Source organism: Fischerella sp. PCC 9605, from assembly GCF_000517105.1.
Taxonomy (GTDB): Bacteria; Cyanobacteriota; Cyanobacteriia; order Cyanobacteriales; family Nostocaceae; genus PCC9605.
Genome location: NZ_ALVT01000034.1, coordinates 270342 through 296510, shown reverse-complemented (window position 1 = coordinate 296510; position 26169 = coordinate 270342). Strand labels below are relative to the sequence as shown.

27 protein-coding genes are annotated in these 26169 nt (G+C 43.8%); 8 read left to right on the top strand and 19 right to left on the bottom strand.

The features are described from left to right. Nucleotides 1–281 precede the first annotated feature (281 nt). The 13 genes from FIS9605_RS0101815 to nifH all read right to left on the bottom strand — a co-directional run bounded on the left by FIS9605_RS0101815 (nt 282) and on the right by nifH (nt 11132). Nucleotides 282–581 (bottom strand): 2Fe-2S iron-sulfur cluster-binding protein, encoded by a 300-nt coding sequence (locus tag FIS9605_RS0101815; RefSeq protein ID WP_026731065.1) that lies wholly within the window; start codon nt 579–581, stop codon nt 282–284. 113 nt (nt 582–694) lie between these two features. Continuing rightward, nucleotides 695–1066 carry a HesB/IscA family protein gene (locus FIS9605_RS0101810; RefSeq protein ID WP_026731064.1) on the bottom strand — a complete coding sequence of 124 codons (372 nt, stop codon included), beginning with the start codon at nt 1064–1066 and terminating at the stop codon, nt 695–697. A 98-nt stretch (nt 1067–1164) separates the two neighbouring features. Then, nucleotides 1165–1953 carry a HesA/MoeB/ThiF family protein gene (locus tag FIS9605_RS0101805; RefSeq protein ID WP_026731063.1) on the bottom strand — a complete coding sequence of 263 codons (789 nt, stop codon included), beginning with the start codon at nt 1951–1953 and terminating at the stop codon, nt 1165–1167. A gap of 10 nt (nt 1954–1963) precedes the next feature. Beyond that, nucleotides 1964–2281, bottom strand: coding sequence for a nitrogenase-stabilizing/protective protein NifW (gene nifW, locus FIS9605_RS0101800; protein ID WP_026731062.1), 318 nt, complete (start codon nt 2279–2281; stop codon nt 1964–1966). Then, entirely contained in the window at nt 2278–2478 is a 201-nt protein-coding gene (locus FIS9605_RS0101795; protein WP_026731061.1) for a CCE_0567 family metalloprotein, read from the bottom strand. The genes nifW and FIS9605_RS0101795 overlap by 4 nt, the downstream gene beginning before the upstream one ends. A gap of 90 nt (nt 2479–2568) precedes the next feature. Continuing rightward, a complete protein-coding gene (locus FIS9605_RS0101790) occupies nt 2569–3045 on the bottom strand; it encodes a NifX-associated nitrogen fixation protein (protein ID WP_026731060.1) in 477 nt (158 codons plus the stop codon). Further along, nucleotides 3042–3452 (bottom strand): nitrogen fixation protein NifX, encoded by a 411-nt coding sequence (gene nifX / locus FIS9605_RS0101785; RefSeq protein WP_026731059.1) that lies wholly within the window; start codon nt 3450–3452, stop codon nt 3042–3044. The genes FIS9605_RS0101790 and nifX overlap by 4 nt, the downstream gene beginning before the upstream one ends. A gap of 88 nt (nt 3453–3540) precedes the next feature. Next, nucleotides 3541–4866, bottom strand: a complete 1326-nt coding sequence (gene nifN / locus FIS9605_RS0101780; protein ID WP_026731058.1) for a nitrogenase iron-molybdenum cofactor biosynthesis protein NifN — start codon at nt 4864–4866, stop codon at nt 3541–3543. Then, entirely contained in the window at nt 4866–6323 is a 1458-nt protein-coding gene (gene nifE, locus FIS9605_RS0101775; protein WP_026731057.1) for a nitrogenase iron-molybdenum cofactor biosynthesis protein NifE, read from the bottom strand. Before nifE ends, nifN begins: the two co-directional genes overlap by 1 nt. Nucleotides 6324–6474: 151 nt before the next feature. Continuing rightward, a complete protein-coding gene (locus FIS9605_RS40520; RefSeq protein WP_026731056.1) occupies nt 6475–6801 on the bottom strand; it encodes a Mo-dependent nitrogenase C-terminal domain-containing protein in 327 nt (108 codons plus the stop codon). Nucleotides 6802–6964: 163 nt separating this feature from the next. Beyond that, the gene (gene nifK / locus FIS9605_RS0101765) at nt 6965–8503 is read right to left on the bottom strand and encodes a nitrogenase molybdenum-iron protein subunit beta (RefSeq protein WP_026731055.1); all 1539 of its coding nucleotides are present in this window, start codon (nt 8501–8503) and stop codon (nt 6965–6967) included. Nucleotides 8504–8612: 109 nt separating this feature from the next. After that, the gene (gene nifD, locus FIS9605_RS0101760) at nt 8613–10103 is read right to left on the bottom strand and encodes a nitrogenase molybdenum-iron protein alpha chain (RefSeq protein ID WP_026731054.1); all 1491 of its coding nucleotides are present in this window, start codon (nt 10101–10103) and stop codon (nt 8613–8615) included. Nucleotides 10104–10241: 138 nt separating this feature from the next. Continuing rightward, nucleotides 10242–11132 carry a nitrogenase iron protein gene (gene nifH / locus FIS9605_RS0101755; RefSeq protein ID WP_026731053.1) on the bottom strand — a complete coding sequence of 297 codons (891 nt, stop codon included), beginning with the start codon at nt 11130–11132 and terminating at the stop codon, nt 10242–10244. On the opposite strand from nifH, the gene FIS9605_RS43785 reads away from it, so the two are divergent. Continuing rightward, nucleotides 11131–11304, top strand: a complete 174-nt coding sequence (locus FIS9605_RS43785) for a hypothetical protein (RefSeq protein WP_197035982.1) — start codon at nt 11131–11133, stop codon at nt 11302–11304. The two genes, nifH and FIS9605_RS43785, sit on opposite strands and share 2 nt — an antisense overlap. Before the next feature lie 35 nt (nt 11305–11339). Here the strand turns inward: FIS9605_RS43785 and nifU are convergent, their stop codons facing one another. The 4 genes from nifU to FIS9605_RS0101730 form a co-directional block, all read right to left on the bottom strand. After that, nucleotides 11340–12227: a Fe-S cluster assembly protein NifU gene (nifU, locus tag FIS9605_RS0101745; RefSeq protein ID WP_026731052.1), complete on the bottom strand. Its 888-nt coding sequence runs from the start codon at nt 12225–12227 to the stop codon at nt 11340–11342. A gap of 64 nt (nt 12228–12291) precedes the next feature. Beyond that, complete coding sequence (gene nifS / locus FIS9605_RS0101740) at nt 12292–13497, bottom strand: cysteine desulfurase NifS (RefSeq protein WP_026731051.1); 1206 nt, start codon at nt 13495–13497, stop codon at nt 12292–12294. Nucleotides 13498–13752: 255 nt separating this feature from the next. Beyond that, complete coding sequence (locus tag FIS9605_RS0101735) at nt 13753–14097, bottom strand: 4Fe-4S binding protein (RefSeq protein ID WP_026731050.1); 345 nt, start codon at nt 14095–14097, stop codon at nt 13753–13755. A 118-nt stretch (nt 14098–14215) separates the two neighbouring features. Next, entirely contained in the window at nt 14216–14494 is a 279-nt protein-coding gene (locus FIS9605_RS0101730) for a NifB/NifX family molybdenum-iron cluster-binding protein (RefSeq protein ID WP_026731049.1), read from the bottom strand. A 2005-nt stretch (nt 14495–16499) separates the two neighbouring features. Here FIS9605_RS0101730 and FIS9605_RS0101710 point away from each other — a divergent pair. Then, on the top strand, nt 16500–16994 hold the full coding sequence (locus FIS9605_RS0101710) for a GNAT family N-acetyltransferase (protein ID WP_026731046.1): 495 nt from the start codon (nt 16500–16502) through the stop codon (nt 16992–16994). Nucleotides 16995–17167: 173 nt separating this feature from the next. Here FIS9605_RS0101710 and FIS9605_RS0101705 read toward each other — a convergent pair whose 3' ends face one another. Further along, nucleotides 17168–17392, bottom strand: a complete 225-nt coding sequence (locus FIS9605_RS0101705) for a hypothetical protein (RefSeq protein WP_231510200.1) — start codon at nt 17390–17392, stop codon at nt 17168–17170. A gap of 360 nt (nt 17393–17752) precedes the next feature. Between FIS9605_RS0101705 and FIS9605_RS0101700 the strand changes: the two genes are divergently transcribed. The 4 genes from FIS9605_RS0101700 (at nt 17753) to FIS9605_RS43780 (ending at nt 23004) form a co-directional block, all read left to right on the top strand. Continuing rightward, nucleotides 17753–20089: an ATP-binding protein gene (locus tag FIS9605_RS0101700; protein WP_051469898.1), complete on the top strand. Its 2337-nt coding sequence runs from the start codon at nt 17753–17755 to the stop codon at nt 20087–20089. A gap of 67 nt (nt 20090–20156) precedes the next feature. Next, nucleotides 20157–20618, top strand: a complete 462-nt coding sequence (locus FIS9605_RS0101695; RefSeq protein ID WP_026731043.1) for a response regulator — start codon at nt 20157–20159, stop codon at nt 20616–20618. 158 nt (nt 20619–20776) lie between these two features. Continuing rightward, nucleotides 20777–22444, top strand: coding sequence for a hybrid sensor histidine kinase/response regulator (locus FIS9605_RS0101690; RefSeq protein WP_026731042.1), 1668 nt, complete (start codon nt 20777–20779; stop codon nt 22442–22444). A gap of 395 nt (nt 22445–22839) precedes the next feature. Then, on the top strand, nt 22840–23004 hold the full coding sequence (locus tag FIS9605_RS43780; RefSeq protein WP_197035981.1) for a hypothetical protein: 165 nt from the start codon (nt 22840–22842) through the stop codon (nt 23002–23004). Nucleotides 23005–23128: 124 nt separating this feature from the next. Here FIS9605_RS43780 and FIS9605_RS0101685 read toward each other — a convergent pair whose 3' ends face one another. Then, nucleotides 23129–23926 (bottom strand): M15 family metallopeptidase, encoded by a 798-nt coding sequence (locus FIS9605_RS0101685; RefSeq protein ID WP_026731041.1) that lies wholly within the window; start codon nt 23924–23926, stop codon nt 23129–23131. A 101-nt stretch (nt 23927–24027) separates the two neighbouring features. Between FIS9605_RS0101685 and FIS9605_RS0101680 the strand changes: the two genes are divergently transcribed. Both FIS9605_RS0101680 and FIS9605_RS0101675 read left to right on the top strand, forming a co-directional pair. Beyond that, entirely contained in the window at nt 24028–24954 is a 927-nt protein-coding gene (locus tag FIS9605_RS0101680) for an AEC family transporter (RefSeq protein WP_026731040.1), read from the top strand. A gap of 226 nt (nt 24955–25180) precedes the next feature. Continuing rightward, nucleotides 25181–26020 (top strand): DUF6658 family protein, encoded by an 840-nt coding sequence (locus FIS9605_RS0101675; RefSeq protein ID WP_026731039.1) that lies wholly within the window; start codon nt 25181–25183, stop codon nt 26018–26020. Nucleotides 26021–26169 lie beyond the last annotated feature (149 nt).

Genomic DNA, 26169 nt, shown 5'->3' with positions numbered 1-26169 from the left:
TTAGTGGTTAGTTGTAGGGCTGCAACACTTTCTGCCCTAGTAAGAATTAAATGATTTATAAAATAAAAATAAAAAACAGTGATGAAATATATAGATTTACGCTATCTTAAAATTAAGAACATTTTTGATAAGTAATTGTCATCAACAGCTTACATGAGCATACATAAAATCTCTTTTACTTTTTCTTCTGCCTTCTTAATAAAGAAGTCATAGCATGTGAAAGCTACGACTTCAAGATTAGCTAAGGAAAGAAAATATGAAGGGGAGAAAAAATGAAACCTTTAGACAAGATAAGGTTCTTGATGAGTCTTGATTGTGCAATTAGAACGTGGATAAGTAACACAAAGCAGCGCAAACCCTTTAGAAACCTGCTCATCATCAAGGAAAATTTGCTCAGATTGATCGATTTCACCTTCAACTACCTTGCCAACGCAGCTAGAGCAAGAACCGGAGTGACAAGAAAAGGGTAGTTCAATGCCGTTTTCTTCTGCTGCATCTAGTATGGTAGTCTCTTCATCAACTTCAATTGTCGTATCCAGATCTTCTTTTTTGTTGATTAATCTAACTTGGTAGGTTGCCATTTTCGCGTTCTCCTCAAAAAACTTTGTTGTTGGTTGATAGTTGTTAGTTGATATTTGTTAGTTATTAGTAGTTGTTTGTTTCCCACTAACCACTAACTACTAACCACTAACCATTAGTTGCAAGGTACACCCGCTGACTGACAGTCAGCTGTTTTAAATGACTTGCCACAACCGCAGGTTTCAGTTGCATTGGGGTTGATAAACTTGAAGCCGCTTTCCATCACACCGTCAATAAAATCGATGACAATCCCTTCTAATAACGGTGCACTTTTAGCATCAACATAAATGGTTACTTTGCCTTGCTGAATAACCAAATCCTCTGGTTGTGGCTTGCTGGTGACATCCATTGCATATTCATAACCACTGCAACCACCATCACTAACAGAGATGCGGATACCTTTAGTTGCATCATTGGTATCAGCAGCAGAACCTGCTAAAAATGCCCGCAGACGAAATTCTGCTTTTTCTGTCAAAGTAACAGTCATCCAACCTCCTGACTTTTAAAATTTGTTGTTTGTTGGTAGTTGGTGGTTGGTTGTTGGTTGTTCCAAACAACAAAGAACAAACAACAAACAACAATTGACTAATGACTAATGACTGTGGATTTAGATTGCAAGTATCTCCAAGGTGCATTGTTACCGCAGACTGGACAAGAGCGATCGCGATAAGAACGGCGCTTAGCAAATTCCATGCGAGTCAAATCCATTGTCAGCAGTTGCGATAACAGAGGTTGACTAAACCCAGTGATTAGCTTGATTGCTTCCAGTGCCGTCAGACAAGCGAGAGTGCCAGACACAGCACCTAACACTGCAAAACCACGCCTATCCCAATCTGGCTTCTCTGGAAACAAACAAGATAAACAAGGTGTCACACCAGGAATAATCGTAGTCAGGTAAGCCTCCATTCCGTCCATTGCTGCTTCCACCATTGGCTTACGCCAGCGTACGCAAGCTGCATTCAACACATCGCGCTCTGTAAAATTATGGGCGCAGTCAAGTGCCATATCAGCGGATTTCACCAAAGAGTCTACATTCTCTGGGGTGATATATTCATGAATCGCTTCCACCTTGATATCAGGATTGATAGCTTCTAGAGTTTCTTTTGCCTTGAAGACTCTTGGCTGACCAACCCAATCGTGCGTCATCAAAATTTGACGATTCATATCATCCAACCGCAAGTCGCCACCCCGGACTAGGATCAGCCGCCCAACGCCTGCTACCGCTAGGTAAAGCGCTGCCGTACCGCCTAATCCTCCCACACCTGTTACCAGAACTGTCGCTGACTTTAGGCGCTTCTGCGCTGTCTCGCCAAAATTAGGGAGCATCATTTGGCGACGGTAACGTTCTAACTCGGTAGGCGTCAGGTCTATCACTTTTTACCTCCTAATCAGAAGTGATTTCTGTCAGCGTGATTACATTTTTAGGCTTCTGTTTAAATACTTTGAACAGCTTTTGTTCTTGAGGTGTGGATTCGAGAAAAACCTGATAAGCTTTTTCCAAAGCCTCACAATATTTATTTAATCTATCTTCTGCACTAAGAACGGTATAATTCTCATCAATTTCTTGAATATATTGTGAGAATTTTTTCAAAATATGCAGACGATTTATACTTACAATTTTTTGTTCGTAAGGTAATTGAAAAAACTCAAAATATTCCTCTGCTTGTGTGAGCTTTTGGAATTTTTTCCAATCTTCGCTCATTTGCCTTGCTCCATATTTTTTAGTTGTTGCTTCAGTTCTTCCAACTGACGATAAATTTTATAAGTTGCAGCAGCAACATCCATAATTTTTTGGTAATCTGTTGGCAACCCCTCTGCTAGATCGTGCAGATCCATTTTCATTTGACCTGCTTTACTGTTGAGGCGTTTTATCTGGGTTTTTAGTTCTTCAATTGTCATTTGTCCTTTGTCCTTTGTCATTCGTCATTCGTCATTTGTCCTTGGTAATTTTTCTGTACCAATGACTAATGACCAATGACTAATGACTAATTACAATCTTCCAACTTCAGAAAATTTCTGAGCCAATTCCACGCCTTTTTGGACTAGCTTTTCTCCTTCTTCCGCTACTTTTTCTAGCGATTCAAAACCAAAACGATGAGCATCTCGCAAGGTTTTCACTGCCAGTAAAAGACGACCAGAAAAGACCAGCGCCCAGCCAAATCCTTCATGGCTCAAATCAACTACAACCTGAGATAATAAACCGGTTTCTTGTTCAATACGGGCAGCTACAGCGCGATAAAATGCCATAATCCGTCCAACTGTTACCGGATCGACATCACCCTCAACAGAAATTTCGCGTTTCTTTTGTTTGCTAACAACATACGGTTTGAGAATTAATTCATCTGACCAATTCCGGTAAACACCGTAACTATCTTGACCCCGGATTTGTTGAACGATCGCTTTCAGAAAAGGTGAAGTTACAACTTCATTAGGAACGGTTCCATTAACACTATTAGTTGCACTCATACAGTGGTTTCTTCTTCCAATTCATCAAAGTTCAGGTTTTTTTGTTGTAAAGCTTTACGCAGCCAAGGTGGTGGGCTTCCTTTGAGAGTTTGAACTAATTTATTGAGCACATCAGTAATTTCTTCTTGGTCTGAACGTGCTTTGACAGGAGTGACACCTTTTTTGATTAATTTGGCAGCCGCAGTCCCACCAATTGCCGAAACATAAACAATCGTGCAATCATTCAATGCATCAAGTTTAGGGGCAACTTTGTCCTCGTTGCCATCTTGTTTGAGGTCGCCATCGAAATTGAGAGTTTCCACAAATTGATAACCCTCTGAAGAAATCTCATAAACATCAATCATCTTTGCCCAACCGAAGTGAGCATTGATATGAACTTGGTCACTAGTTGTGAAGGCTATTTTCATTTTTTTAGTTGGTAGTTGGTGGTTGGTAGTTGGTGGTTGGTGCTTGTTGACTTATCCCAAACAACAATCAACAAACAACAAACAACAATTAAAAATCACCTTGAACATCTCTATCTCTGACTTTTGCTTCCTCTTCATGCAAAAAGAGATTGCCCAAATCAAATAAAAACTCCATTGTGCCTCTGTAACCCACTTTGGTAAATTGACCATTACCTAAACGGTCAAAAATGGGGATACCTTGGCGATAGAGGGGAATTCGCAAGCGTTTGGCGATCGCATTCGTATGAGAGTTGCCAATCAATAGATCAGAATCAGCAGCAAGGATCTCAAAGTCTTCAAAATCACCGATGGTGACGCTATTAATGGGGAGTTTTTCCAAAAGTGGCGATCGCGTAGTAGTCACAGCAGCTTGAATTTCTGCACCCATTGATTGCAGAAAATACACTGTTGACCACAGTAAATCCGGTTCCAGCGCTAGCGATACCTTTTTCCTGCCAAAGTAAAAATGAGTGTCCAACATTGCGTCTTGTAGTTGGCGGCGTTGGCGGCGGTATTTCTCCGGAACTGCATTCCCGCTCAAATTCGCCAAAAATAGCATCAATTTGTCTACCGCTTCTAACCCAGTCAGTTCGGTAAATACTTCGTAAGGTGTGCCAAATTTTTGTTCCAGGATTTTGGCTGCACCCCGCATACTTTCACCCAACGCCAAAGTATAGACAGAACTACCGACTTTGTGGAGTTGCACTAAAGTTGTACCACCGCCAGTGATGGGACTGTAGGAATCATCCAAGTGACCATCCAAAGAAGCGGAAAGATCGGGAACAACGATTGGCGTCAACCCAAAAGTACTGACAATTTCCTTGATTTGCTGCACATCCCCCGGTGTGAAAGCAGAACTCATCAAAATTGTCACTTGTTGCGCTTTCGGTTCTCCTGGTTGGGGAACTTCTTTGACGATGCTTTCCACCGCCGCTGCAAAACCATCTTGCAGTGAGCCTTTAAAATCCGGTGAGGAGACTAATATAATTGGCAACTCATCCAATTCTGGGTGACGTTGGCGAAAATCCTTGAGAATGCCGTCCATATCATCCCCTCTGGTTTCCGTCAGTCCAGTAGTACACAAACCGATGATTTCTGGCTGAGACTTCTGTACCAAGGTGAGAATTGCTTGTTCGACATTCTCCTCACCACCCAAGATGGTAGTGACTTCTGTCATTGCGGTTGTAGAAAGGGGAATCGCCTCTCGGAAATGCCGCACTAGTATGACTTTAGCGAAGGCAGTACAACCTTGGGAACCGTGAAGTAAAGGCATCATCCCTTTCAAACCCAAAAAGGCCAGGGCTGCACCTAAAGTTTGGCTTTGCTTAAGGGGATTGACAATAACTGGCTTGTTAGGAATGACAACCTTTGCCATTATTCATCCTCCTCTAAAGATAAGGAGATGGAAAGACGTGGTGAGGTGGTGACATTTTCTTGGTCGTCTTCCCAAGGTGCTGGTTTGCGGACTTGCTCCCACACGGGGCTGTAGAGGGCTTCATCCAGTTCTCGCGCCATTTCTACCATACCGCTATAACCAGCGTAGGCGTGGTGGCGTTCCTGGTTGATGTCGAGGAAAGGAATCCGGGCTTTTAGAGCAGTGTATTGGTTACGACCCCCAGCAATTAACATCTCTGCGTTGGTTTCGTTAATCACCCGCAGTATTTCTTGAGGATTGCCCTTTTCCAAGGTAATGCCATCTTGACCGAGTAACTGCTTGATGCGGGCTTTGTCTTCCTCAGTACTTTTCTTAGTACTGGTAGCAACAACTTCCATGCCCAAGTCCTTTGCTGCCGAGATAATAGACCAGCTTTTCACACCCCCGGTATAAAGGACAACGCGCTTGCCCTTAAGGCGATCGCGATAGGGAGCGAGTTTTACATTTAAAGCGGAAGTTTCTTCGGCAATCAGCTTTTCTGTCCGTTCTTGCAAATCGCGTGAAGCGGAGCTATCCCGAAGGGACTCGCCCAATTTTGCTGCAATATTTCGCAAACATCGATTTATATCTTCTACACCATAGAAAGACTCTTCGATGTAGGGGATGCCGTAACGCTCCTCCATTTTCCGCGCCATATTGATCAGGGCTTTGGAGCAAATCATCACATTGAGTTTGGCACGATGGGCGCTGCAAACTTCCTTGTAGCGAGCATCGCCTGTAATTTTTGCCAAGACGCGGATGCCTAATTTTTTGAATAACGGCAGCACATTCCACATTTCACCGGCGATATTGTATTCACCGATAAGGTTGATGTCGTAAGGTGTGGTGTATTCTGGTTCTTCAGTACCGACGACGTATTCCAGTAAAGCTTCGCCACCAATGCGGTTGCCAAGATTTTTACTACCAACAAAGCCAGGGGAATTTACAGGGATGATGGGAATACCGATTTTTTTGGCAGCAGCTTTGCAGACTGCATCCATGTCCTCACCGATGAGAGCAGTGACGCAGGTAGAGTAAACAAACACCGCTGCTGGTTGGTAGCGTTTGTGAATGTCCAAAATTGCTTTATAGAGCTTTTTTTCTCCACCGAAAATCACATCATTTTCACTCAAATCGGTGGTAAAGCCAAATTTGTAAAGCTGAGGCCCGGAGGAAAGACTGCCGCGACTGCCCCAGGAATTGCCAGCGCAGGCGATTGGCCCGTGGACTAAATGAGCAGCATCAGTAATGGGTACTAGGGCAATCATTGCACCGTCAAAGGCACAACCCCCTTGAGCGGCTCCAGGCTGAGCTTGTTGTTTGCAAGCCTTATTTTTCTTGTCTCCATGCGTGTGTTGATTATGTTCGCATCCTGGCTCAGAGAGCAGCTCGTTGATTTTGCCTTGGGTGATTATCATCTCTTTCCTCGCGCTGGATAAAGTTTGCTAGTAGTTAGTAGTTAATAGTTAGTAGTTGTTTGTTGATTGTTTCCCCACTAACCACTAACCACTAACCACTAACTAATAATTAATCGATAATGAGTAATGAATAATGAGTAATATGTAACGACTAGCAAATATATTTCGTGACATCTTCTCCACATTCATCGCTGAGGAAAGATAATGCACGAAAACGCAATCCTACAAAGTTGTCATATAAAGGATTGAGCTTGCACAGTGCAGGAATATGGAAGTTACGTCCAAACAATCTAATTTCCCGCTCAAATGGGCAACAACAAGGAATAATTTGGCAAATTAGATGAGCAAGGCGATAATTTTTGATCTGGATACTATCTACTAACCTACGTAATGGATTTAGAATATCAAAGCCGCTAGATTTTTGATAGTTAGGTGGGTGGTAATTAGGATGAATATGTGTGTGATTTACAGAAGCCATATGCAATACTTAGGTAATAATTTACAAGGAAAAAGGTAAAAGAAATTGGGTATTGGGTATTGGGGATTAGGTATTGGGAAAAGTTTTTTTGAATTCACCCAGTCCCTAGTCCCCAGTCCCTATTTCTTTTCCTTTGTTGGCACGCTGCGAGTTGATGAGATGATTAACGAATCAAGTCGAAGGAAATATCGGTCTTACCAGCAATGTTGGTGTTGCGATCCAGTTCATCCAGAATGGTGTTGACAACCCAGTTGAGCAGGTTGAGTCCACCTTGATAACCGATAGTAGGATAGCGGTGTAAGTGATGGCGATCGAAGAGAGGATAACCAATCCGTACCATTGGGATCTTGGTATCACGCCACAGATACTTACCGTAGGAGTTACCAACGAAGAAGTCAACAGGCTCGGTGAACAGCAAACTCCGCATATGCCACAGATCTTTGCCAGTCCAGACAGTAGCTTCTTTTCCGAAGGGGCTAGCGCTGAGGATTGCTTCCATTTCTTTCTTGAATTCCTCGTCGCCGTTGTTGCAGAGGATATGTACTGGTTCAGCACCCAACTCTAACAAGAAACTGGTGACACTGTAGATTAAATCTGGGTCGCCGTAAATTGCAAACTTCTTGCCATGAATCCAAGCGTAGGAGTCGGTCATTGCGTCTACCAAACGACCGCGCTCATCTTCCAACTCTTTGGGAATGGGCTTGCCGGTCATTTCAGACAATGTCATCAAGAACTCATCGGTTCCCTTGACACCCCAAGGACGCAGAACAGTGGTCTTTTGATTCCACTTGGTTTGGATATATTCGCGAGTCTTGGGTGTGGTGTAGCGTTGCAGAGCAACAGTAGCTTCGGCGTTGCAAGAATCAGCAGCATCTTCCAGTTTTGTACCACCTGGGTACATATTGTACTCACCAGTATTGGGAGAATCCAGATATTCGCTGTTATCTGCCAAAATGGTGTGGTCAATACCCATCAGGTTGAGCATCCGCTTTAATTCACGGTTGTTACCAGTGTAGGTATCAAAGCCGGGGATAAAGTTGAGCTTGCCGTTGGTAGTGTTTTTCTTCTTACCTTCTGTCAGATTAGACAGAATCCCCTTCATCATGTTGTCGTAACCAGTGATGTGGGAACCAACGAAACTGGGGGTGTGAGCAAAAGGTACTGGTAAATCTTGAGGAACAGAACCTGCATTCTTAGCGTTGGTGATAAATGCACCCAAGTCATCACCGATAACCTCTGCCATACAGGTGGTGCAAACAGCAATCATCTTGGGCTTGTAAAGTTGGTAAGAAACTTGCAAACCTTCAATCATGTTGTTCAAACCACCAAACACGGCTGCATCTTCAGTCATGGAAGAAGACACGGCGGAGAACGGCTCTTTATAGTGACGGCTGAGGTGGGTACGGAAGTATGCAACGCAACCTTGAGAACCTTGGACAAAGGGAAGAGTACCTTCAAAACCAACAGCAGCAAAGATAGCGCCTACGGGTTGGCAACCTTTAGCAGGGTTAACTGTTAACGCTTCCCGGGCAAAGTTCTTTTCGCGGTACTCCCAGCCTTTAGTCCATTCAGCAACACGGGCAACTTCTTCAGCGGAGTGTCCACCCTCAAATTGTTCGTGTTTATTCTTGAATAGCTCTGTATACTCTGGCTGTTTGAATAGGTCTACGTGGTCTACAATTTTGTCGGGATTCTGTGGCATTTCTGTATCTCTCTGTTGCTTGCTGGGTTTGTGTAGGGTATTGGGGATTGGGGATCGGGGATTGGGAAAGAATCTAACCTAGTTCCCAATCCCTAGTCTCTAGTCCCTTTTATGCAGCTTTAGCCTTTACTTCTTTCTTGTTCCAAGGAGTATCAATTAATCCCCAAGTTGGGCTGTTGAGTGCCATATCCATGTCGCGAGCGAAGATGGCGAAGCCGTCGTAACCGTGATAAGGGCCGGAGTAATCCCAGGAGTGCATTTGCCGGAAAGGCAGACCCATCTTCTGGAATACGTATTTCTCTTTGATACCAGAAGCAATTAGATCGGGTTTCTTCGCTTTGACGAATTCCTCGAACTCGTAAGCTGTAACGTCGTCGTAAATAATTGTGGCGTTGTCGATGTAGTGGGTGGTGCGCTTGTAGTCGTCGTTGTGAGCAAACTCGTAACCAGTACCGATAACTTTGATACCGAGGTCTTCAAAAGCAGGCACAACGTGACGAGGACGCAGACCGCCGACGTATAGCATGACGGTGTTGCCTTCGAGGCGTGGGCGATACTTCTCAACTACCGCATTCATGATCGGTGTATACTTAGCGATCACTTTCTCGGCATTTTCTTGGATCTTAGAGTCAAATTTAGCAGCAACCTCGCGGAGAGATTCAGCAATCTTGGTAGGGCCGAAGAAGTTGAACTCCATCCAGGGCATACCGTAAGCTTCTTCCAAAGCACGGCAGATGTAGTTCATCGAGCGGTAGCAGTGGATGAGAACTAACTTAGCGGAAAGACCGTTAACCAGTTCGTTGACGGTACCGTCACCAGACCACTGAGCAACAACACGCAAGCCAATTTCTTCCAACAGCATCCGGCTAGACCAAGCGTCACCACCGATGTTGTAGTCACCAATCAGCGCTACATCGTAGGGGCCAGGTTCAATGCTTAGTGTATTTTCCTTCTTCGCTTTGTCATAGCGAGGAAACATGTGGTCGCGGATAGCATCGTTAGCGATGTGGTGTCCAAGGGACTGAGAAACACCTCGGAAACCTTCGCAACGTACGGGTACAACCGGCTTACCAGTCTCTTTGGATGCTTTCTTGGCGACGGCTTCAATGTCATCCCCAATTAAACCTATAGGACACTCAGACTGAACGCTGATACCACGGTTGAGAGGGAAGAGTTCTTCAATTTCTTGAATAATCTTAGCCAGCTTTTTGTCACCACCGAAAACGATGTCGCGTTCTTGGAAATCGGAGGTAAAGTGCATGGTGCCGAAGCTGTCAACCCCGGTAATACCCACGTAGTAGTTACGACGACCAGACCAAGACCAGTAACCGCAACCAACGGGACCGTGGCTGATGTGGATCATGTCCTTGATGGGACCCCAAACCACACCCTTGGAACCTGCATAGGCACAACCACGGGCGGTCATCACACCAGGAACTGATTTGATGTTGGACTTAACGCCGCAGTCGGACTTACCTTCTTCATGAACGTTAAGGTGTTTTTCCCGCTTTTTGCGAGATTTTTCTGGATAAGCTTGGAGAACTTCTTTAATTAGTTCTTTATGTTCTTCTATGAGATTGTTGTTTTCTGGAGGTGTCATAGTCTGCCTCGGTTAGACTTATGGGTTCGGGTAATTGCAGGTATAGAAGGGAGGAAGAGGAAGGTAAAAGTAAAAAGTTAAAAGGCAAAAGAATTTTTTACTTTTTACTTTTTACTTTTTACTTAACTACGGCATCAGTTATTTAGCAGAAGCTTCAGCTGGCTTACCGATGATCTCTGCATGCTTGGTATCATCGTCGAGAATACCGTACTCAATCAACAGGGCTTCTAGTTCATCCATTTCCATAGGAGTAGGAATGGTGAGCTTGGTGTTGTTGATGATCTTCTTAGCTAATGCGCGGTATTCTTGAGATTGGTTGCTGTCAGGTGCGTACTCGTTAACGGTCATACGACGCAATTCTGCGTGTTGAACGATGTTGTCACGAGGTACAAAGTGAATCATTTGGGTGTTCAAACGTTCAGCCAGGTTTTCGATCAATTCAGCTTCCCGGTCAACTTTACGGCTGTTACAAATCAAACCACCCAAGCGCACACCACCGGAGTGAGCGTATTTGAGAATACCGCGAGCGATGTTGTTTGCAGCGTACATCGCCATCATTTCACCGGAGGTAACAATGTAGATTTCTTGTGCTTTACCTTCACGGATAGGCATAGCGAAACCACCACAGACAACGTCACCCAACACGTCGTAAGATACAAAGTCTAGGTCTTGGTAAGCACCGTTTTCTTCCAAGAAGTTGATGGCGGTGATGATACCACGACCGGCGCAACCTACACCAGGCTCGGGACCACCAGATTCCACGCAACGAACACCGCGAAAACCGGTTAACATTACTTCTTCAAGTTCTAAGTCTTCTACTGCACCTCTTTCTGCTGCTAAGTGCAGCACGGTGGTTTGAGCTTTAGCGTGCAGCATCAAACGGGTGGAGTCAGCTTTGGGGTCGCATCCCACAATCATAATCCGCTGACCCATTTCTGCCATAGCGGCAAGGGTGTTTTGAGAAGTAGTAGACTTACCGATACCGCCTTTACCGTAGAAGGCTATCTGTCTGATTTTATCGTCGGACATGATTATTTTTCTCCTGCAATTGGTTGGTTTGGTGGGTCTAGAGGATTTGTGTTTAGGTTCATGTTGGGTCAGCAGTGACCGCTTAATAGAACGTCACCAACGGTGGCGATCGCTCTACTGCAAAAATAGTTGTCATAATGTTGTTTGTTGTTTGTTGGTTGTTGGTGGTTAGTAGTAAACAACCAACAACCAACCAAGAACTAATAACTAAACTGCTTCAACTACAAGGTCTTTGCTGACGCGATCGCGCAATCTAGATTCAATCGCAATCTTTAATGTCGCCGTGCTGCTAGAACACGAACCGCAAGCACCTTGCAGTACTACTTTGATACGATCGCCTTCGACGTCGAACAGTTCTACGTCTCCCCCGTCGGCAATCAAAACGGGTCTGACTTCTTCATCTAATACTTTTTGTATCAGTGCAATTTTTTGCACTGGGGTCAGCGGTTTTACAGATGAACGCTCATTACTGTGATTAGCAGAAGTACTTACAGGGGTAGCAGATTCTTTTTGCACGGACGCAATAATATCATCGATAGTTGCCAAACACGAACCGCAGCCACCACCCGCTTTCACATAATTTGTGACTTCTTCAGCGGTGGTGAGGTTGTTTTCAACAATCACGCGCCGGATTTTTGCGTCACTGATGCCAAAGCAAGTGCAAACTAGCGCCCCTTCGTCATCATCTTTATGAACATCTAGAGGTATACCTCGGTAATTATAAATAGCTGCTTCTAATGCTTCTTGTCCCATTACCGAGCAGTGCATCTTTGCTTCTGGCAACCCGCCCAGGTAATTGGCAATCTCTTTATTAGTAACTCTCAGGGCTTCATCTAAAGTTTTACCCTTAATTAGTTCTACCAGAGCTTCAGATGAAGCGATCGCACTAGTACAACCAAAAGTTTGAAAACGAGCATCAAGAATTTTCTCTGTATCTTCCTCAACTTTAAGATGCAGTCTCAGGGCATCTCCACAAGCAATGCTGCCTACTTCACCAACGGCAACTTTAACACCTGCTTCACCCTTGTCTTCAATTACTCCCTGATATTTGGGATTGTAGAATAGCTCCAATACTTTATCTGTATAGTCCCACATTATTTTTGTCCTTTGTTCTTTGTCATTTGTCCTTTGTCACTTGTCCTTTGTTATTTACCAATGACTAATGACTAATGACCATTGACCGTTCTTGCAGCCAACTTGCTTCATCATTCTTGAAGGGTGAGAGGGCGCGTAGGCGTTCGACAATACCGGGCATTACTGCTAGCACAGTATCAATTTCGGCGTCTGTGGTGTAACGACAAAGGCTGAAGCGAATGGAACCGTGCAAGATTGTGTATGGTAAACCCATTGCCCGCAAAACGTGGGAAGGTTCCAAAGAGCCAGAACTACACGCTGAACCGGATGAGGCACAGATACCGTATTGATTGAGCAAGTAGAGAATTGCTTCACCTTCAATATACTTGAAGCCAATATTGGTGGTGTTGGGCAATCTCTGCGTAGAATGACCGTTGACTTGGCAATCGGGAATAGTTGCAATAATAGTTTGTTCTAAGCGATCGCGCAGTTTTCTTTCTCTGGCGGTTGCTTCTTCTAAATGTAGTAATTCTAATTCAGCAGCTTTGCCAAGGGCAACGACTCCTGGAACATTCTCTGTTCCCGCCCTTCTACCGCGTTGCTGTCCGCCACCAATAAGCATGGGGCGAAATCTCACACCGCGCCGCACGTACAAAGCACCAATTCCTTTGGGTGCATGAATTTTATGACCAGACATGGTTAACATATCAATGGTGCTAGTCTTCATGTTCATCGGAATTTTACCGACTGCTTGCACCGCATCTACGTGGAAAAGAGCACCGTGTTCTTTGACTCGTACGCCAATTTGCTCGATTGGGAAAACCACGCCAGTTTCATTGTTGGCATACATGATCGTCACCAAGGCAGTGTTACCTGTCAGTGAGGCTTCCAGTTCATTCAGATCCAACTGTCCCTCGTGATTCACTGACAAGTAGGTAATGCTGTAACCTTGTTTTTCCAGCTGTTTGCAGAGACTTAGCACTGCTGGGTGTTCTACTTGGGTAGTGATGATGTGTCGCTTGTCTGGTTGCGCCAATAGTGCAGCCCGAATGGCGGCATTATCTCCTTCTGTACCACCACTGGTAAAGATAATTTCTGATTCGTCAGCACCAAGGAGGGCTGCAACTTGTTCCTGTGCTTGATTAACTGCTTTCTTAACTTGCCCACCAAAGCTGTGCATACTGGAGGGATTACCGTAATAATCCGTCAAGTAAGGCAGCATCGCCTCTACAACTTCTGGGTCTACTTTGGTGGTGGCATTATTGTCTAGATAAATACAATTTTTCTGCATTGCTTCCAATTCTATTTAAATTTTTGTTACTTGTTGTTAGTAGTTAGTGGTCAAAAATTACTACTAACTACTAACCCTACTCTACGAGAAGCCGCTGCGCGTCTACGGGTTCGGCAGTCGCTCATGGGGGAAACCACGGCAGGTGCTCATGGGGGGAACCACGGCGCTCTATGTGCGGACGCAGGTTCCGCACCCGCGCCTCCCCAAGACCGCACTGCCTCCCCAAGACCGCGCTGCCTCACCACTAACCATTAACTAACAGGCAACTTGGTGCTGACGTTTCTGCAATTGTTCGGAGAATTTCTCTGAATAGAAGTTAAACCAATTCTCCCAATAATCTTGTTTTTTTGTTAATTTTGCTACCAAATGGTAATAAGTGTTAAACCAGCTTTCCCAATAATCGGCGGGCACTTTTACGCAACCATTGGATGTAGGACAACCAGCTTTGCACTGAGGTACGGTATGAATACTACCAACACAGTTTGTGCAAAGTTCAGGATCGATCCAGGGGCGATCGCCATCTATTTTGATTGCACCGGTGGGACATACAGATTGACAGAGATTACAGGAAATGCACTCGCTGGTTATTTGGTAAGCCATGACTATTCTCCATAGAGGGCAGATTGAGGCTTGGGTAGTGGGTAATGAGTAATGAGTGCTGGGTAATGAAGAGAATGATGAATTATGAATTATGAAAAAACAATTCATAATTCATCATTCATAATTTCTGTACGTATTGCTGGTAATACTCCAAAGCAACCTTGTCAATTACGTCATAAGTTTCAACGGTTTGTATGTCAGCTGCGTACAATTTTTCTTTGGGACAATCACCAATCTTGGCAACAAATACCGCTTTACAATCTGCGATCGCCTCGATGATGTTTTCAAGAGTCGCTGTCTCTCCATAACCGCCTTGGCAGTAATGGTAATGGAAGCCGCGTCTGTTTTGAGCGCTGCCTACTGGGGTTTGGGGTAGGCTATAAACCCAAATTTTCAAGGGCTGGTGTGTGTCTGCACAAAATGTGGGTGGAAGACAGCGCCTACAGCCGTGGCTACCCTACACCGTAGAGCGTAGCCCTTCTCGTAGAGTAGACGTTATACGTCTACGATTTCACAGGGGCATGGTGCTATCTTATTTCTCCACTCACTTATCGCTCCTTGATTAGTGCGTCAAGTGATTGGCGATATATGTTTTATATCAGCCTCCGGAAATAGACTGTAGCCTACAACCAGGATAAGATTTATTAGATTTATTAAGTTTGTACTCAAAATATGAAATCCAGATTTCCAAAGCATTAAGAGAATTGGAAATTTTTTTTTGGGTAGGGGTACTAGTATTTTAGGGTGGAAGTACAAGTATTTATGGAGAAGGGGGCAAGTGTTTTTGTACTCAGATGAAACCCAGTTCTAGCAATGGTTTTAACTCGATTTGCATTCTTTTAAGCTTGCACAGCATTGTACTCAAAGGCCCTTCTCAAATAGCCCAGAGCATCTATTTTGGCGCAGTTTTTACTTTTGGAAATCAGGAACAGGTTACGGACTCTACTTCAGAAAATTGCGAAATTGAATTCTGTATTCAACATATCACTTTTTTCTGATAGAAAATGCGATTTAATTTTTTTTAATTTTTCAATCGGTAAATAGAACTTGGGGTGAGAGAAGCCTTAATTTCAGCCACTTCGAGCAACCTTAACAGGCAGAAGATGAGAATTCATCGCAAGATCCAGGAGCTAAAGTTCTGGTTGGACTTCTATATTCCTGAAATACTGCATTTCCAGTTGCAGAGAATTGCTAGCTGCTGGAGGCTATTTCAAGGGGGCACAAAGAGGGCTAAGGGAGAAGGTAGGGCTAATTCATTGTTGTTCGTAAATACCTTCTTTGGCGTCATCCGATTTTGGATGCGTGGATTGACTCCACAGATAAATCTGGGGGCTTGTACCATCGCGGCAACGGTGGGATGAATTTGATAGCTTTCGTGATTGTGTCGATGCTGCTTTCAAACAATGTCCTAACGTGTATGTATAGCGCATTACCACTAAAAATAAAAATCAACATATTTTTTAAGATTATCTTAATAATTTGCTTGACTTTTGATGAAAAGTTGGTAATCTTAATCATATAGAAGCAAATCATACTTAACGACAGGCACACGTTAAGACTCCTAACTCTGCGGACAAAAGCTTGTGCCTCCTGCTAGAGTCCAACACTACAACTGTTCGGAGCTTCAGATTCGCTTTCAAAGAAGGTTGGGTAGTTTGTACTATAGTTGCACTGTTTTCTCTTTACTAAGTGAGCACCTAATCTTGAACTTCTGAAGCAGATGAACGGATTAGTAGTGTGTTAATGTCCACTCTTATTTGTAATTACTCCCATCTATTTACTGTGCGTGTTGCGAAACGCTATTTTAATTGCGATCGCGCTACTAAATATTCTTAGGTCTAGCAGGCTTCTGCTAGACCTAATTTATGTGGATTAAAAATAAATTTTTTAGATAGTCTAGTTTTTTAGCCTTACTATACTTAGTCGCACCTGTAAGTATTGAAATATACTTTTTTTTGGAATTCATGGCAATTCTCCATGATTGAAATTACAGATGCGATCGCAGTTTGTTAACTCAACAGTTTGAATTGTCAAATCATCGCTTGAATAGAAACTAAGTAGAATCTAGTCTCAATTTCAATGAACTTGTGCAATTCTGCAATCAGTAAGCGATCGCCAACTATATCAAGCCAGACGCCCATGCGATTTCATCACACACCAAACGGATGAAAATAAGTACTCAGACAGAATTAATTACACACATTGTTTTCCTGTTAAGCATTCCCCGTTACCTGTTCCCTGTCTCCACGAATGAATTTAATTTTGCCCAACTACTTAAATCTTTCCTTTCCCCCTTAACCTTTCCCTTTTCCCCTTTCCCCTATTTTCAAGATAGAGAAGAAATGACTACCAAGATCGCTGTATGATTTTTTAATATTTTCCGATTTGTTCTGGGAATAGCAATGACTATCCGCCATGCCGTTGAAGCTGACTTGCCAAAAATTGTGGCAATTTATAATGCTGCAATTCCCAGCCGCATGGCAACTGCTGATTTAGAACCTGTGTCTGTGGAAAGTCGGTTGGCTTGGTTTGCTGCGCGATCGCCCTCGAAAAGCCCACTTTGGGTAATTGAAATAGAGAGTATGGTGGTTGGATGGCTGAGTTTACAACCCTTTTATGGACGACCAGCCTATCATGCTACTGCTGAAGTTAGTGTTTACATTGCTCCAAAATATCATCGGCATGGTTTGGGAAAGCGGCTGCTTGCCCAGGCAATTAGCCAAAGTCCGAATTTAGGTTTCAAAAATCTAGTATGCTTCATTTTTGCCCATAATCAGCCCAGTTTAAAGCTCTTTGAAAAATTTGGCTTTGAAAATTGGGGCTACTTACCCAAGGTTGCAGAACTTGACGGTGTAGAACGCGATTTAATCATTATGGGACGACGTATTCAGCAATAATGTCGGGCTAGACGAATAGCGATCGCACCTATTCGTGACTTACTGCAAGCAGAGTAATTCTCGCTGGACTTGAAAAAGTTCAGCAATTGGAAATAAAGTTACCATGCCTTTTTTTATTATTTCTTAAGATTTTGCTGCCAACGCAGAGGAAAAAAGTGAAGCTGACATGAGTATCAGGCGGCAAGGCGGGATTCAGCCATATCGCGGATCAGTGCTGTTTTCGACCCAATGTAGCTATACAATGCACAGACTTCTTCACCGCTAAGCAAAATCTTAGTGGCTATTTGCTGTAGTATCAGCTTGATTAACGCTGTATCTGTGAGAGTCAGCAGTTCAGAGCTTGCGGTTTCTTCAATCACAGCCCAGGTTAAACGCAGCATTGAGGAGTTAATCAGCATTGCCCTATTCCTCAGAGTATTTAATATTTTCTTTATATTCTATTGAACAGGATCACATTGCATCTGTCTATTTGCAGAATAATTTAATTTTTTCTTTAGATTTACTTGATTGCTCTTAACTCATCGAAATATTATTCAAGAAACTGTAATACTAATGAGAGCAATTGCTTAATTAAGTGCGGGACTGGGAATTGGGCATCGGGAATTGGGAAAGGTTAAAGGGAAAAGGGTAAAGGAATTTATTAACCTTTCACCTTTCCCCCTTTCCCCTTCCCGCTCTTGTTTTTCCTATGCCTCTTGCCCATTGCCCTATACCCCAATCCCTAGTTACCAGTCCCCAGTTATCCAAAAAGTTCAGCCATGAGTGGGTCTGAATCCAGCAATTTCCAAATTCCAAATTCAGTTAATGACAATTGTGAACCTGTTCATTTTTCAGGTTCGATTCAGCCGCATGGCATCCTGCTAGCGCTGTCGTACCCTGAGCTAACAATCCTGCAAGTAAGTGCCAACACTCAGGATTACTTCAGCATTCAGCCCCAGAATTTGCTCGGTCAATCCCTTGATACTCTACTAGATGCCCAATTCGTTGCAGCTTTTCGGCAGAACTTGGAGGACGTTGACAACGTTATTCCCCTGAAACTGTCTATCTGCACCTCAGTAGGTGAGAGATGCTTCAACGGTATAGTTCATCGAACCGGAAATACGATCATTTTGGAACTGGAACAAAGCCAACAGACGGACGTGAGTTTCTTTAGTGTTCCTGCTTTGGTGAAACGAGCGATCGCCCAACTGCAACAGGTATCCAATCAGCGTGAATTTTTCCAGTTAGCAACACAAGCAGTTCGCAAACTCACAGGCTTTGACCGGGTTATGGTCTATCAATTTGACTCGCAAGGGGCAGGAGAAGTGATTGCAGAGGCGAAACGGGACGACTTACAAACCTATCTGGGGTTGCACTATCCCGCCACAGATATTCCACAGCCAGTTAGGGAATTATACGCACGTGGATTGCTGCGATTTATTCCCGATTTGACCACGCCAGCGATCGGTCTGGTTCCAGCAGAAAACCCAGTTACGCAACAACCGCTCGACCTCAGCCTGACGGTAATCAGAGGAGTTGATCCTTGTTGTGTGGAATACCACCAAAACATGGGTGTAGCAGCCATCTTGGTCATCGCCTTGATCCGCGATCGCCAACTTTGGGGATTAATAGCTTGCCATCATCAGACACCTAAGTATATCCCTTACGAAATTCGGGAAGGTTGCGAGTTGCTGGGGCAGTTCGTGTCATCAGAATTAGCTAGTAAAGTCAATTACGCAGAATTGGATTACATTGTCAAACTCAGGTCTTTGCAATCAGAGTTTGTGGAATCAATTTCTCAAGTCGACGATCTGAAAGAAGCCCTGGTGAATCCAGCCCCTCGCTTACTGGACTTGGTGAGTGCACAAGGATCTGCCGTTTGTTTGGAGGAGGAAATCACATTAGTTGGCGCAACGCCAACCCTTGAGCAGGTGCGTACCTTGATCGAGTGGGCAGATACGCAAGTCAATGACTCTCTTTTTCATACCGATTCGCTGCCCAAACTTTACCCAGAGGCTGAAAAATTTAAAGATGTTGCTAGTGGCTTGCTGCTACTGCGAATTTCCAAAGTTAGACGATATTACATCCTCTGGTTTCGTCCGGAGATCCTGCAAACATTGAACTGGGCAGGCGATCCGAATGCCTCTATTACGGTTGGGGCAGATGGTAGTGTCACCCTGTCTCCCCGCAAATCGTTTGAACGATGGCAAGAAATTGTTCGTTGCACCTCGCTCCCTTGGAAAGCGTGTGAATTGGAGAATGCACTAGATCTCAGGAGCGCTATTGTTGGTATTGTCCTTAACAAAGCAGATGAATTAGCCCAGATCAACCAAGAACTAGATTCCTTTGCTTATGCCGCTTCGCACGACCTCAAGGAACCCTTACGCGGCATTCATAATTTCTCGGCGCTTTTATTGAAGGGGTATGGGGAAATACTAGACGACGTAGGTAAATCCCGCCTGCAAACTTTAGTTCGTCTAACCCGTCGCATGGAATCGCTCATCGATGCCCTGCTTAAGTTCTCGCGGCTGGGACAAGCGCAACTACATCTACAACCTACGGATCTCAACGAATTAGTAAATCGAGTGCTTGAGGATCTGCGTATCAGTCTTCAAGGCGTTCAACCTGACATTCGTATTCCGCGTCCGTTGCCCATCGTTTGCTGCGACCCTATCCTCGTGGGTGAAGTGTTTATGAACTTACTCAGCAATGCCTGCAAGTATAACGATAAGGCAGAGCAATGGATTGAGATTGGCTACCTGGGCAGGGAAGAAGATACGGGGAATGAGGAGGACACGGAGACACGGGGAGGTGGAGACACGGGGAATGTAAATAAAAGTTTCTCCGCGTCACCGCGTCTGATGCTCTCCACGTCTTCTTCCCCCTCTCCAATTACTCTCTACGTAAGGGATAACGGTATCGGCATTCGCGAACGGCATCTCGAAACAATCTTCCGGTTGTTTAAGCGGCTGCACGAGCAACATTTGTATGGTGGAGGCACAGGAGCAGGACTGACGATCGCCAAAAAGATTATCGAGCGTCACGGCGGACGAATTTGGGTGGAGTCTGTCTACGGTGAAGGCTCGACTTTTTACCTTACTTTAGTGAGATGTTAAGTTTTTATAATTTTTGCAAATTATTGTAATATTAGTTGAAATAATAATTTAGTCTCCGATCGCCCAGATGAGGACAAAACAGTATCATCCCCTGCTCATCGCTGAGGATAGTGATGAAGATTTTGAGCTATTCCAACTGATCATGCAGCAAATGGAGGTTCAAAATCCCATTTATCGCTGTACAAATGGAGATAAGGTTTTAGACTTTCTTTATCAAGAAGGGGACTACTGCAATTCGGATGTTGCACCACGTCCCTCTGTGATCTTGCTCGATTTAAATTTGCCGGGTACTGATGGTCGCGATGTGCTAGAGCAAGTCAAGAAAGACCAAAAATTTAAGGAAATCCCGATAGTTGTCTTTACTACATCTTCAAACCCCAAAGACATTGAATTTTGTTATCAAAAAGGGGCAAATGGTTATCTCATCAAACCTTTTGACTCTGGTGAATTAGAGAAGACAGTTCAAGCATTTGTAGACTACTGGCTAGAAGCCAACACACCACCAATATCATATTCTGCCGAAATCTGAACGTCTAAATCCTGAAACTCTCTATAGATAAGAAATTTCGCGTTTTTTCTTGAAAAGATTTGCTATTATCAACAGTATAAAAACAGAAGCCTGCACTTCTATCACTCTGTCATTTGTCGCGATTTTTTACCTGAAAGAGATTTCTCAGTTTTCCGCTCATGTCAAATGTCTGGACACTACTGATTGCGGATGATTGTGCGGAGGATCGAGAAGTTTACCGTGAATATCTTTTAAGCGATCCTCACCAGTCCTACCAAATTTTAGAAGCAGCCTCAGCAGAACTGGGTCTAGCACTCTGCCAGAAAAAACACTGCGATGCAATTCTGCTCGACTTTCGCCTACCTGATATGAGTGGGCTAGAGTTCTTAGATGAACTTAAGCAACAAAAATTGCCAGTACCGCTTCCCGTGATTATGTTAACTGGACAGGGCGATGAACGTATTGCTGTACAGGCGATGAAACGAGGCGCTCAGGATTACCTAGTGAAGCAACATCTACAACCAGATGTGCTGCAATTAACCGTCCGCAATGCAATCCAGCAGTCACACTTACAAAAGCAGTTCAGTAAAATTCAGGAACGACAGCAATTGGCTGCGGCGGTTGCCCTACGCATCCGTCAGTCACAAAACCTGGAGAAGATCGTACAGACAGCGGTGACGGAAATGCAGCAACTGCTGGAGTGCGATCGCGTGGTAGTTTACCAGATCGGTGCAAATCCTGATGACAACAGAAGTAGCGAATCCGCCAAACTTTATTTGACGAAATTATGTGAGGCTGGCTCAAGTAGTTCTGCTGATGCCATCGAGCTATTTACGTCTTTTTTAAGAGACAATTACCAGCCCAGTTTTGGAGAAGTTGAAGGAGCAACCACGCTGGCGAAAGCTAAAGCCTCAATCATCGTTGCGCGAAACCGGAAAAAGACTCAACAGGCATATTTGCTTGTTCCCGTTCTGCTGAATAACCAAGAAAAATCTGCGAGAATTTGGGGCTTGTTAGTTGCTCATCAGGGTTCAAATCAACGGCAGTGGCGGACAGAAGAAGTAGAGATTTTTAACCAATTGGCTGAGCATCTGGCGGTAGCTATCCAACAGTCTGAACAACTTAGCCAAGCTCTGATGGTATCAGAAACCGAAAAGCAACTCAATGCCTTCAAATCTCAACTTGTCTCAACAGTTTCTCATGAATATCGAACTCCCTTGGCATCTATTTTGATGGCTGCAACAACTTTGAAGCAACACGGCGACAAGCTGGATGAGACTAAACACCAACAGTTTTTGCAGATCATTGAAGACAAAGCCAGACAAATGGCTCAATTGATAGACGATTTGCTGGTAATTGAAAAATTTGAATTAGGCAAAGCAAAATTTAGACCGCTTCCATTTGAGCTTTTGCAATTTTTCTCTGACATCATTGAACAACAACGCCAGACTCTGAGCGATCGCCATGAATTAACTTTTAAGATTACGGGAAATACCAAGGGCTTCTGGGGCGATGGGCAACTTTTGCGGCAAATTCTGGTCAATTTACTGTCGAATGCCATCAAATACTCTCCAAATGGTGGCAATATCGAAGTTCACCTGATGGGGAACGATTCGCACATTATTTTTAATGTCATAGATCAGGGAATTGGTATACCCATTGAGGACAAAGACCGCCTGTTTCAATTATTCAGTCGTGCCAGTAACGTTGGCAGTATTTCTGGAATGGGCTTGGGATTAGCTATTGTGAAAGCTTGCGTTCAGATGCATGGTGGCAAGATGACGGTAGAAAGCCAAGAGGAGCAAGGAACCAAGGTAACAGTCTGCTTACCGAAGCGGTTGAGCTAGATTCAGAATTCAGGAATGATACCGCGCACCTAAGTGCAAAGACTTAGCCCTGTCAAGGTGTGAGTCTTGGAAATGGATTTTTCTTGGTGTCTTAGTGTCTTAGTGGTGAAGAATGATTGAAACACTAAGACACTAAGACACTAAGTTGGTGCGATCGCACTTAATATTTAGTGTTCTGTAAATAAATATTTCAAACATTAAAACGAATATCAAGATTAGCTAAACTTATATCATTCTTTAGATTTACTTAATAATTTGCTTTTGGGACTTCTAAGTAAGCTTTTTGTGGGTAGCCATACCTACAAAGTCTTTTTGCTCTAGAAAAGAAACCGACGTGGATCTCGAAGAATAGTTTTCTAAATCGCTGTCATATGTCTAATTCTCCGAATACTTTTATGACCATTATTCCAGGTACACTTGTCAAACTCCCCAATGGTCGTAATGGCGTCGTTATTCCTTCCTCTTGGTGGAAACCCGGTAGTGTATTAGTAAAATTGCCGCGTGGTAGGAAGCGGTGGTTTAAGGTAGATGAGTGTACTCCTATCCTCTGTGACTATTAACTGCTGCTTCCTGAAATTTCCTGAACCTCCCACAGATGAACAAGTTTTGTACTGAAAGCTCAATTATAAAGAAAAAATTAAATTTGTAGTTTAAGCAGAAAAATATGAAGATATCCTCTTAGTCTTACTGCGGAGTCTGAACTGGTTTGATATTTTTGGCTCTGTAGAAAGTTTCTAAACTGTCGCGATCGCCGACAAAACGCCAATGCCAAGGTTCATAACTGACACCTTGCGGATTATTTCTAGGGAAGGACATCTCAAAGCTGAAACGGGCAGCATTTGCTTGTAGCCATTGAAAAGCTTTGGTATTTTCAAAATTCTCAGTTAAGTTTGTTGCTGGGGCTGTGCCGTCTCCGATATCTACAGCGTAACCCGTGTGATGTTCGCTATGACCGGGAGGAGCGCTAAGAGACGCTCTTTGCGCTGGCGTTTGATTCCGCTGGGCACCAATATTAAAAAATAACTGTTCCTGTTCTTTGATTGAACGAAAGCCAGAAACTGGCACTAAAATTACACCTGCACTCCGCGCCGCTGCTGACATTTCCTGAAATTTTTGGGCAGCTGCTTTACGCATTCTTTGCCGCCCATCTGCGGAAATTGCTGCTAGTTCTGACTCAGGCGCTTCCGGGTAAGATATATGTCCCAAAACGTGATCTGTAGAGTTGTTTTGAGCTTTGCCAGACGTTGAATTATTTGGGGAAGACTGAGAATCTGCGTTTTTTTTCGGTGCAGTCAGCGAGAACAAAATACCGCCGATCGCAGCCAGCAGTGCAAGTCCTACCACTCCTGCGATCGCAAAAACGAATAAGCGTGTTCGCTTATTAGGCGCTACATCAGGAGTATCGCGTAAAGCTGCCGGAATATCTTCACCAGAGGCAGGCGATGAGTTTCGTGGTTTTCTAGAAAACTCAGCGTTGTTCAAGGGTTCACTCCTGCTTTTGTTGAGTATTCATAACAGATTGTAAACTGGAGAGGAATAAAGGCAATTAGTATCATTTTACATATTTAGTTCAGGGTGTAGTTTTGACAAACCTCTTAAAACTATACGTCAAGCTGGTAAGTCTAGTCTTGTTAGGATTCATTCTGGGACGCAAACTACCTGCCGCTGTTCCCATTCGTTTAGCCCAGTTCCTTTTTTGGGTAGGAGTACCAATCAGCATTGTAGCTTTTTTACGCAAAACGGACTTGTCGGGGCAGATTTGGATTGCGCCAGCGATCGCTCACTTAGCCATTTTCCTAGGAGCACTTTTAGCTTGGATAGGGATGAAATGGCAAGTCCTCTTCACAAAAACCGTTCCTCGACAACCAACTCAGGGTAGTTTTCTCCTGGCAGCAATGGTAGGTAACACTGGTTACTTGGGTTATCCCATTACACTAGCAGTAGTTGGCACTCAGTACTTTGCTTGGGCGCTATTCTACGATTTGCTAGGTACAACTTTGGGTGCTTATGGCTTGGGTGTGGCACTAGCGGCACGTTTTAGCAGCGGTGTTCACAATCGTGGAGAGATTGTGAAGGCTATTTTAATTAATCCAGCCTTGTGGAGTTTTGGCTTAGGTTTGCTCTTGCGTCAGGTTGTAATTGCTACCACGGTTGAATTTTACTTGGACATATTTGCTTGGAGTGCCGTAGCATTGTCGCTGCTATTAATAGGAATGCGATTGAGCAAGCTCAATTCTTGGCACAGCTTACCACAAGCAGGGATGAGCTTGGGAATCAAAATGCTATTAGTGCCTCTGATTTTGGGTAGTACTTTACCGCTTTTCGGTATAACAGGTGCAGCAGCACAGGTTATAGTGCTACAAATGGCTATGCCTCCAGCTTTCGCTACGTTGGTACTTGCTGAGACATTCAATCTAGATCGCGATCTTGCAGTCACTGCCTTAGCAGTAGGGGCGATTGTATTACTGGTAACTCTGCCTGTTTGGTTGTGGCTATTCTCAGTAGGGTAGCGACACTATCCATTAACAGCACCTAAAGCTGTAGGTTTTCAAGTTAGACCCCCACGGGCTTTTCGCCGACAACGATGGAATAAAAATCTTTTCCCCAATCCCCAATCCCCGATCGCTGTTAAGCGTTTCCTATTTTCAACTTAGATAATTCCTTTGCTTTTGTCGTGAGTTTGTCACTTTGTTTAGTCTATATCTAAATCTACAGACTGAATGAAAGGAGGAGTTTATGAACAGGTTAAAAGCTTTCTTGAAAAAACTGCGACTCAGGCTAGTTTTAACGGTTTTGTTTTCAGGAATTTTGTTGTTTGTTACACAGGCTTGTGTTGGGACACAAACGGCTGTTAATCCCGAACAAGAAGTTCCAATAGGTGCTGTGACGAATGGTAACAAAGAGGGAATAAATCAAGCTAGTGACGCAGACGCCTCGGAACTGGTCAAAACCGCACCCGATACCAAAGCTGAGATTCTCAAAGAAAATGCAGAACAAAACATTATTGAGGAAACAAGCGATGTAGCAGAAAACACCAGCGGTATATTAGACAAAAAAGCTGAAAATATTGAAGAAGACAGCAATAATTTTCAATCCAGTGCTAAAGAAGCTATAGAACAAGCTAAGGATACTGTTGAAGAAGTAGCAATCCAAACCCAACAACAAGTAGATTCTATCCAAGAAAACACTGACAATGCTCCCAGCAACTTAGCGGAAACTACGCAGGACGCAGTTTCTAATCCAAGAGAAGATATCAACTCAGAAAATCTTGATGATGCCAAAGAACAAGCTAAGGATACTGTTGAAGAAGTAGCAATCCAAACCCAACAACAAGTAGATTCTAACCAAGAAAACACTGACAATGCTCCCAGCAACTTAGCGGAAACTACTCAGGACGCAGTTTCTAATCCAATAGAAGATATCAACTCAGAAAATCTTGATGATGCCAAAGAACAAGCTAAGGATACTGTTGAAGAAGTAGCAATCCAAACCCAACAACAAGTAGATTCTATCCAAGAAAACACCGACAATGCTCCCAGCAACTTAGCGGAAACTACTCAGGATGCAGCTTCGTAACTTTTTATTGGGATTGCTACTTTGACGGGGATGGGTGACTTGGCGATCGCCAGTAGATAAAGGCGACAGAGCAATCAAATTCAAGTACATCCGTGCCCGATCGCATTGTCTTAAGCAGCAACTTCGAGAATTTCTTTAGATCCCCAGAT

Bases quoted from the DNA above. Each gene is read 5' to 3' on its own strand.
- FIS9605_RS0101815 (WP_026731065.1), bottom strand. From the start codon at position 581: ATGGCAACCTACCAAGTTAGATTAATCAACAAAAAAGAAGATCTGGAT.
- FIS9605_RS0101810 (WP_026731064.1), bottom strand. From the start codon at position 1,066: ATGACTGTTACTTTGACAGAAAAAGCAGAATTTCGTCTGCGGGCATTT.
- nifW (WP_026731062.1), bottom strand. From the start codon at position 2,281: ATGAGCGAAGATTGGAAAAAATTCCAAAAGCTCACACAAGCAGAGGAA.
- FIS9605_RS0101795 (WP_026731061.1), bottom strand. From the start codon at position 2,478: ATGACAATTGAAGAACTAAAAACCCAGATAAAACGCCTCAACAGTAAA.
- FIS9605_RS0101790 (WP_026731060.1), bottom strand. From the start codon at position 3,045: ATGAGTGCAACTAATAGTGTTAATGGAACCGTTCCTAATGAAGTTGTA.
- nifX (WP_026731059.1), bottom strand. From the start codon at position 3,452: ATGAAAATAGCCTTCACAACTAGTGACCAAGTTCATATCAATGCTCAC.
- nifN (WP_026731058.1), bottom strand. From the start codon at position 4,866: ATGGCAAAGGTTGTCATTCCTAACAAGCCAGTTATTGTCAATCCCCTT.
- nifE (WP_026731057.1), bottom strand. From the start codon at position 6,323: ATGATAATCACCCAAGGCAAAATCAACGAGCTGCTCTCTGAGCCAGGA.
- FIS9605_RS40520 (WP_026731056.1), bottom strand. From the start codon at position 6,801: ATGGCTTCTGTAAATCACACACATATTCATCCTAATTACCACCCACCT.
- nifK (WP_026731055.1), bottom strand. From the start codon at position 8,503: ATGCCACAGAATCCCGACAAAATTGTAGACCACGTAGACCTATTCAAA.
- nifD (WP_026731054.1), bottom strand. From the start codon at position 10,103: ATGACACCTCCAGAAAACAACAATCTCATAGAAGAACATAAAGAACTA.
- FIS9605_RS43785 (WP_197035982.1), top strand. From the start codon at position 11,131: ATGATTATTTTTCTCCTGCAATTGGTTGGTTTGGTGGGTCTAGAGGAT.
- nifH (WP_026731053.1), bottom strand. From the start codon at position 11,132: ATGTCCGACGATAAAATCAGACAGATAGCCTTCTACGGTAAAGGCGGT.
- nifU (WP_026731052.1), bottom strand. From the start codon at position 12,227: ATGTGGGACTATACAGATAAAGTATTGGAGCTATTCTACAATCCCAAA.
- nifS (WP_026731051.1), bottom strand. From the start codon at position 13,497: ATGCAGAAAAATTGTATTTATCTAGACAATAATGCCACCACCAAAGTA.
- FIS9605_RS0101735 (WP_026731050.1), bottom strand. From the start codon at position 14,097: ATGGCTTACCAAATAACCAGCGAGTGCATTTCCTGTAATCTCTGTCAA.
- FIS9605_RS0101710 (WP_026731046.1), top strand. From the start codon at position 16,500: ATGACTATCCGCCATGCCGTTGAAGCTGACTTGCCAAAAATTGTGGCA.
- FIS9605_RS0101705 (WP_231510200.1), bottom strand. From the start codon at position 17,392: ATGCTGATTAACTCCTCAATGCTGCGTTTAACCTGGGCTGTGATTGAA.
- FIS9605_RS0101700 (WP_051469898.1), top strand. From the start codon at position 17,753: ATGAGTGGGTCTGAATCCAGCAATTTCCAAATTCCAAATTCAGTTAAT.
- FIS9605_RS0101695 (WP_026731043.1), top strand. From the start codon at position 20,157: ATGAGGACAAAACAGTATCATCCCCTGCTCATCGCTGAGGATAGTGAT.
- FIS9605_RS0101690 (WP_026731042.1), top strand. From the start codon at position 20,777: ATGTCAAATGTCTGGACACTACTGATTGCGGATGATTGTGCGGAGGAT.
- FIS9605_RS43780 (WP_197035981.1), top strand. From the start codon at position 22,840: ATGACCATTATTCCAGGTACACTTGTCAAACTCCCCAATGGTCGTAAT.
- FIS9605_RS0101675 (WP_026731039.1), top strand. From the start codon at position 25,181: ATGAACAGGTTAAAAGCTTTCTTGAAAAAACTGCGACTCAGGCTAGTT.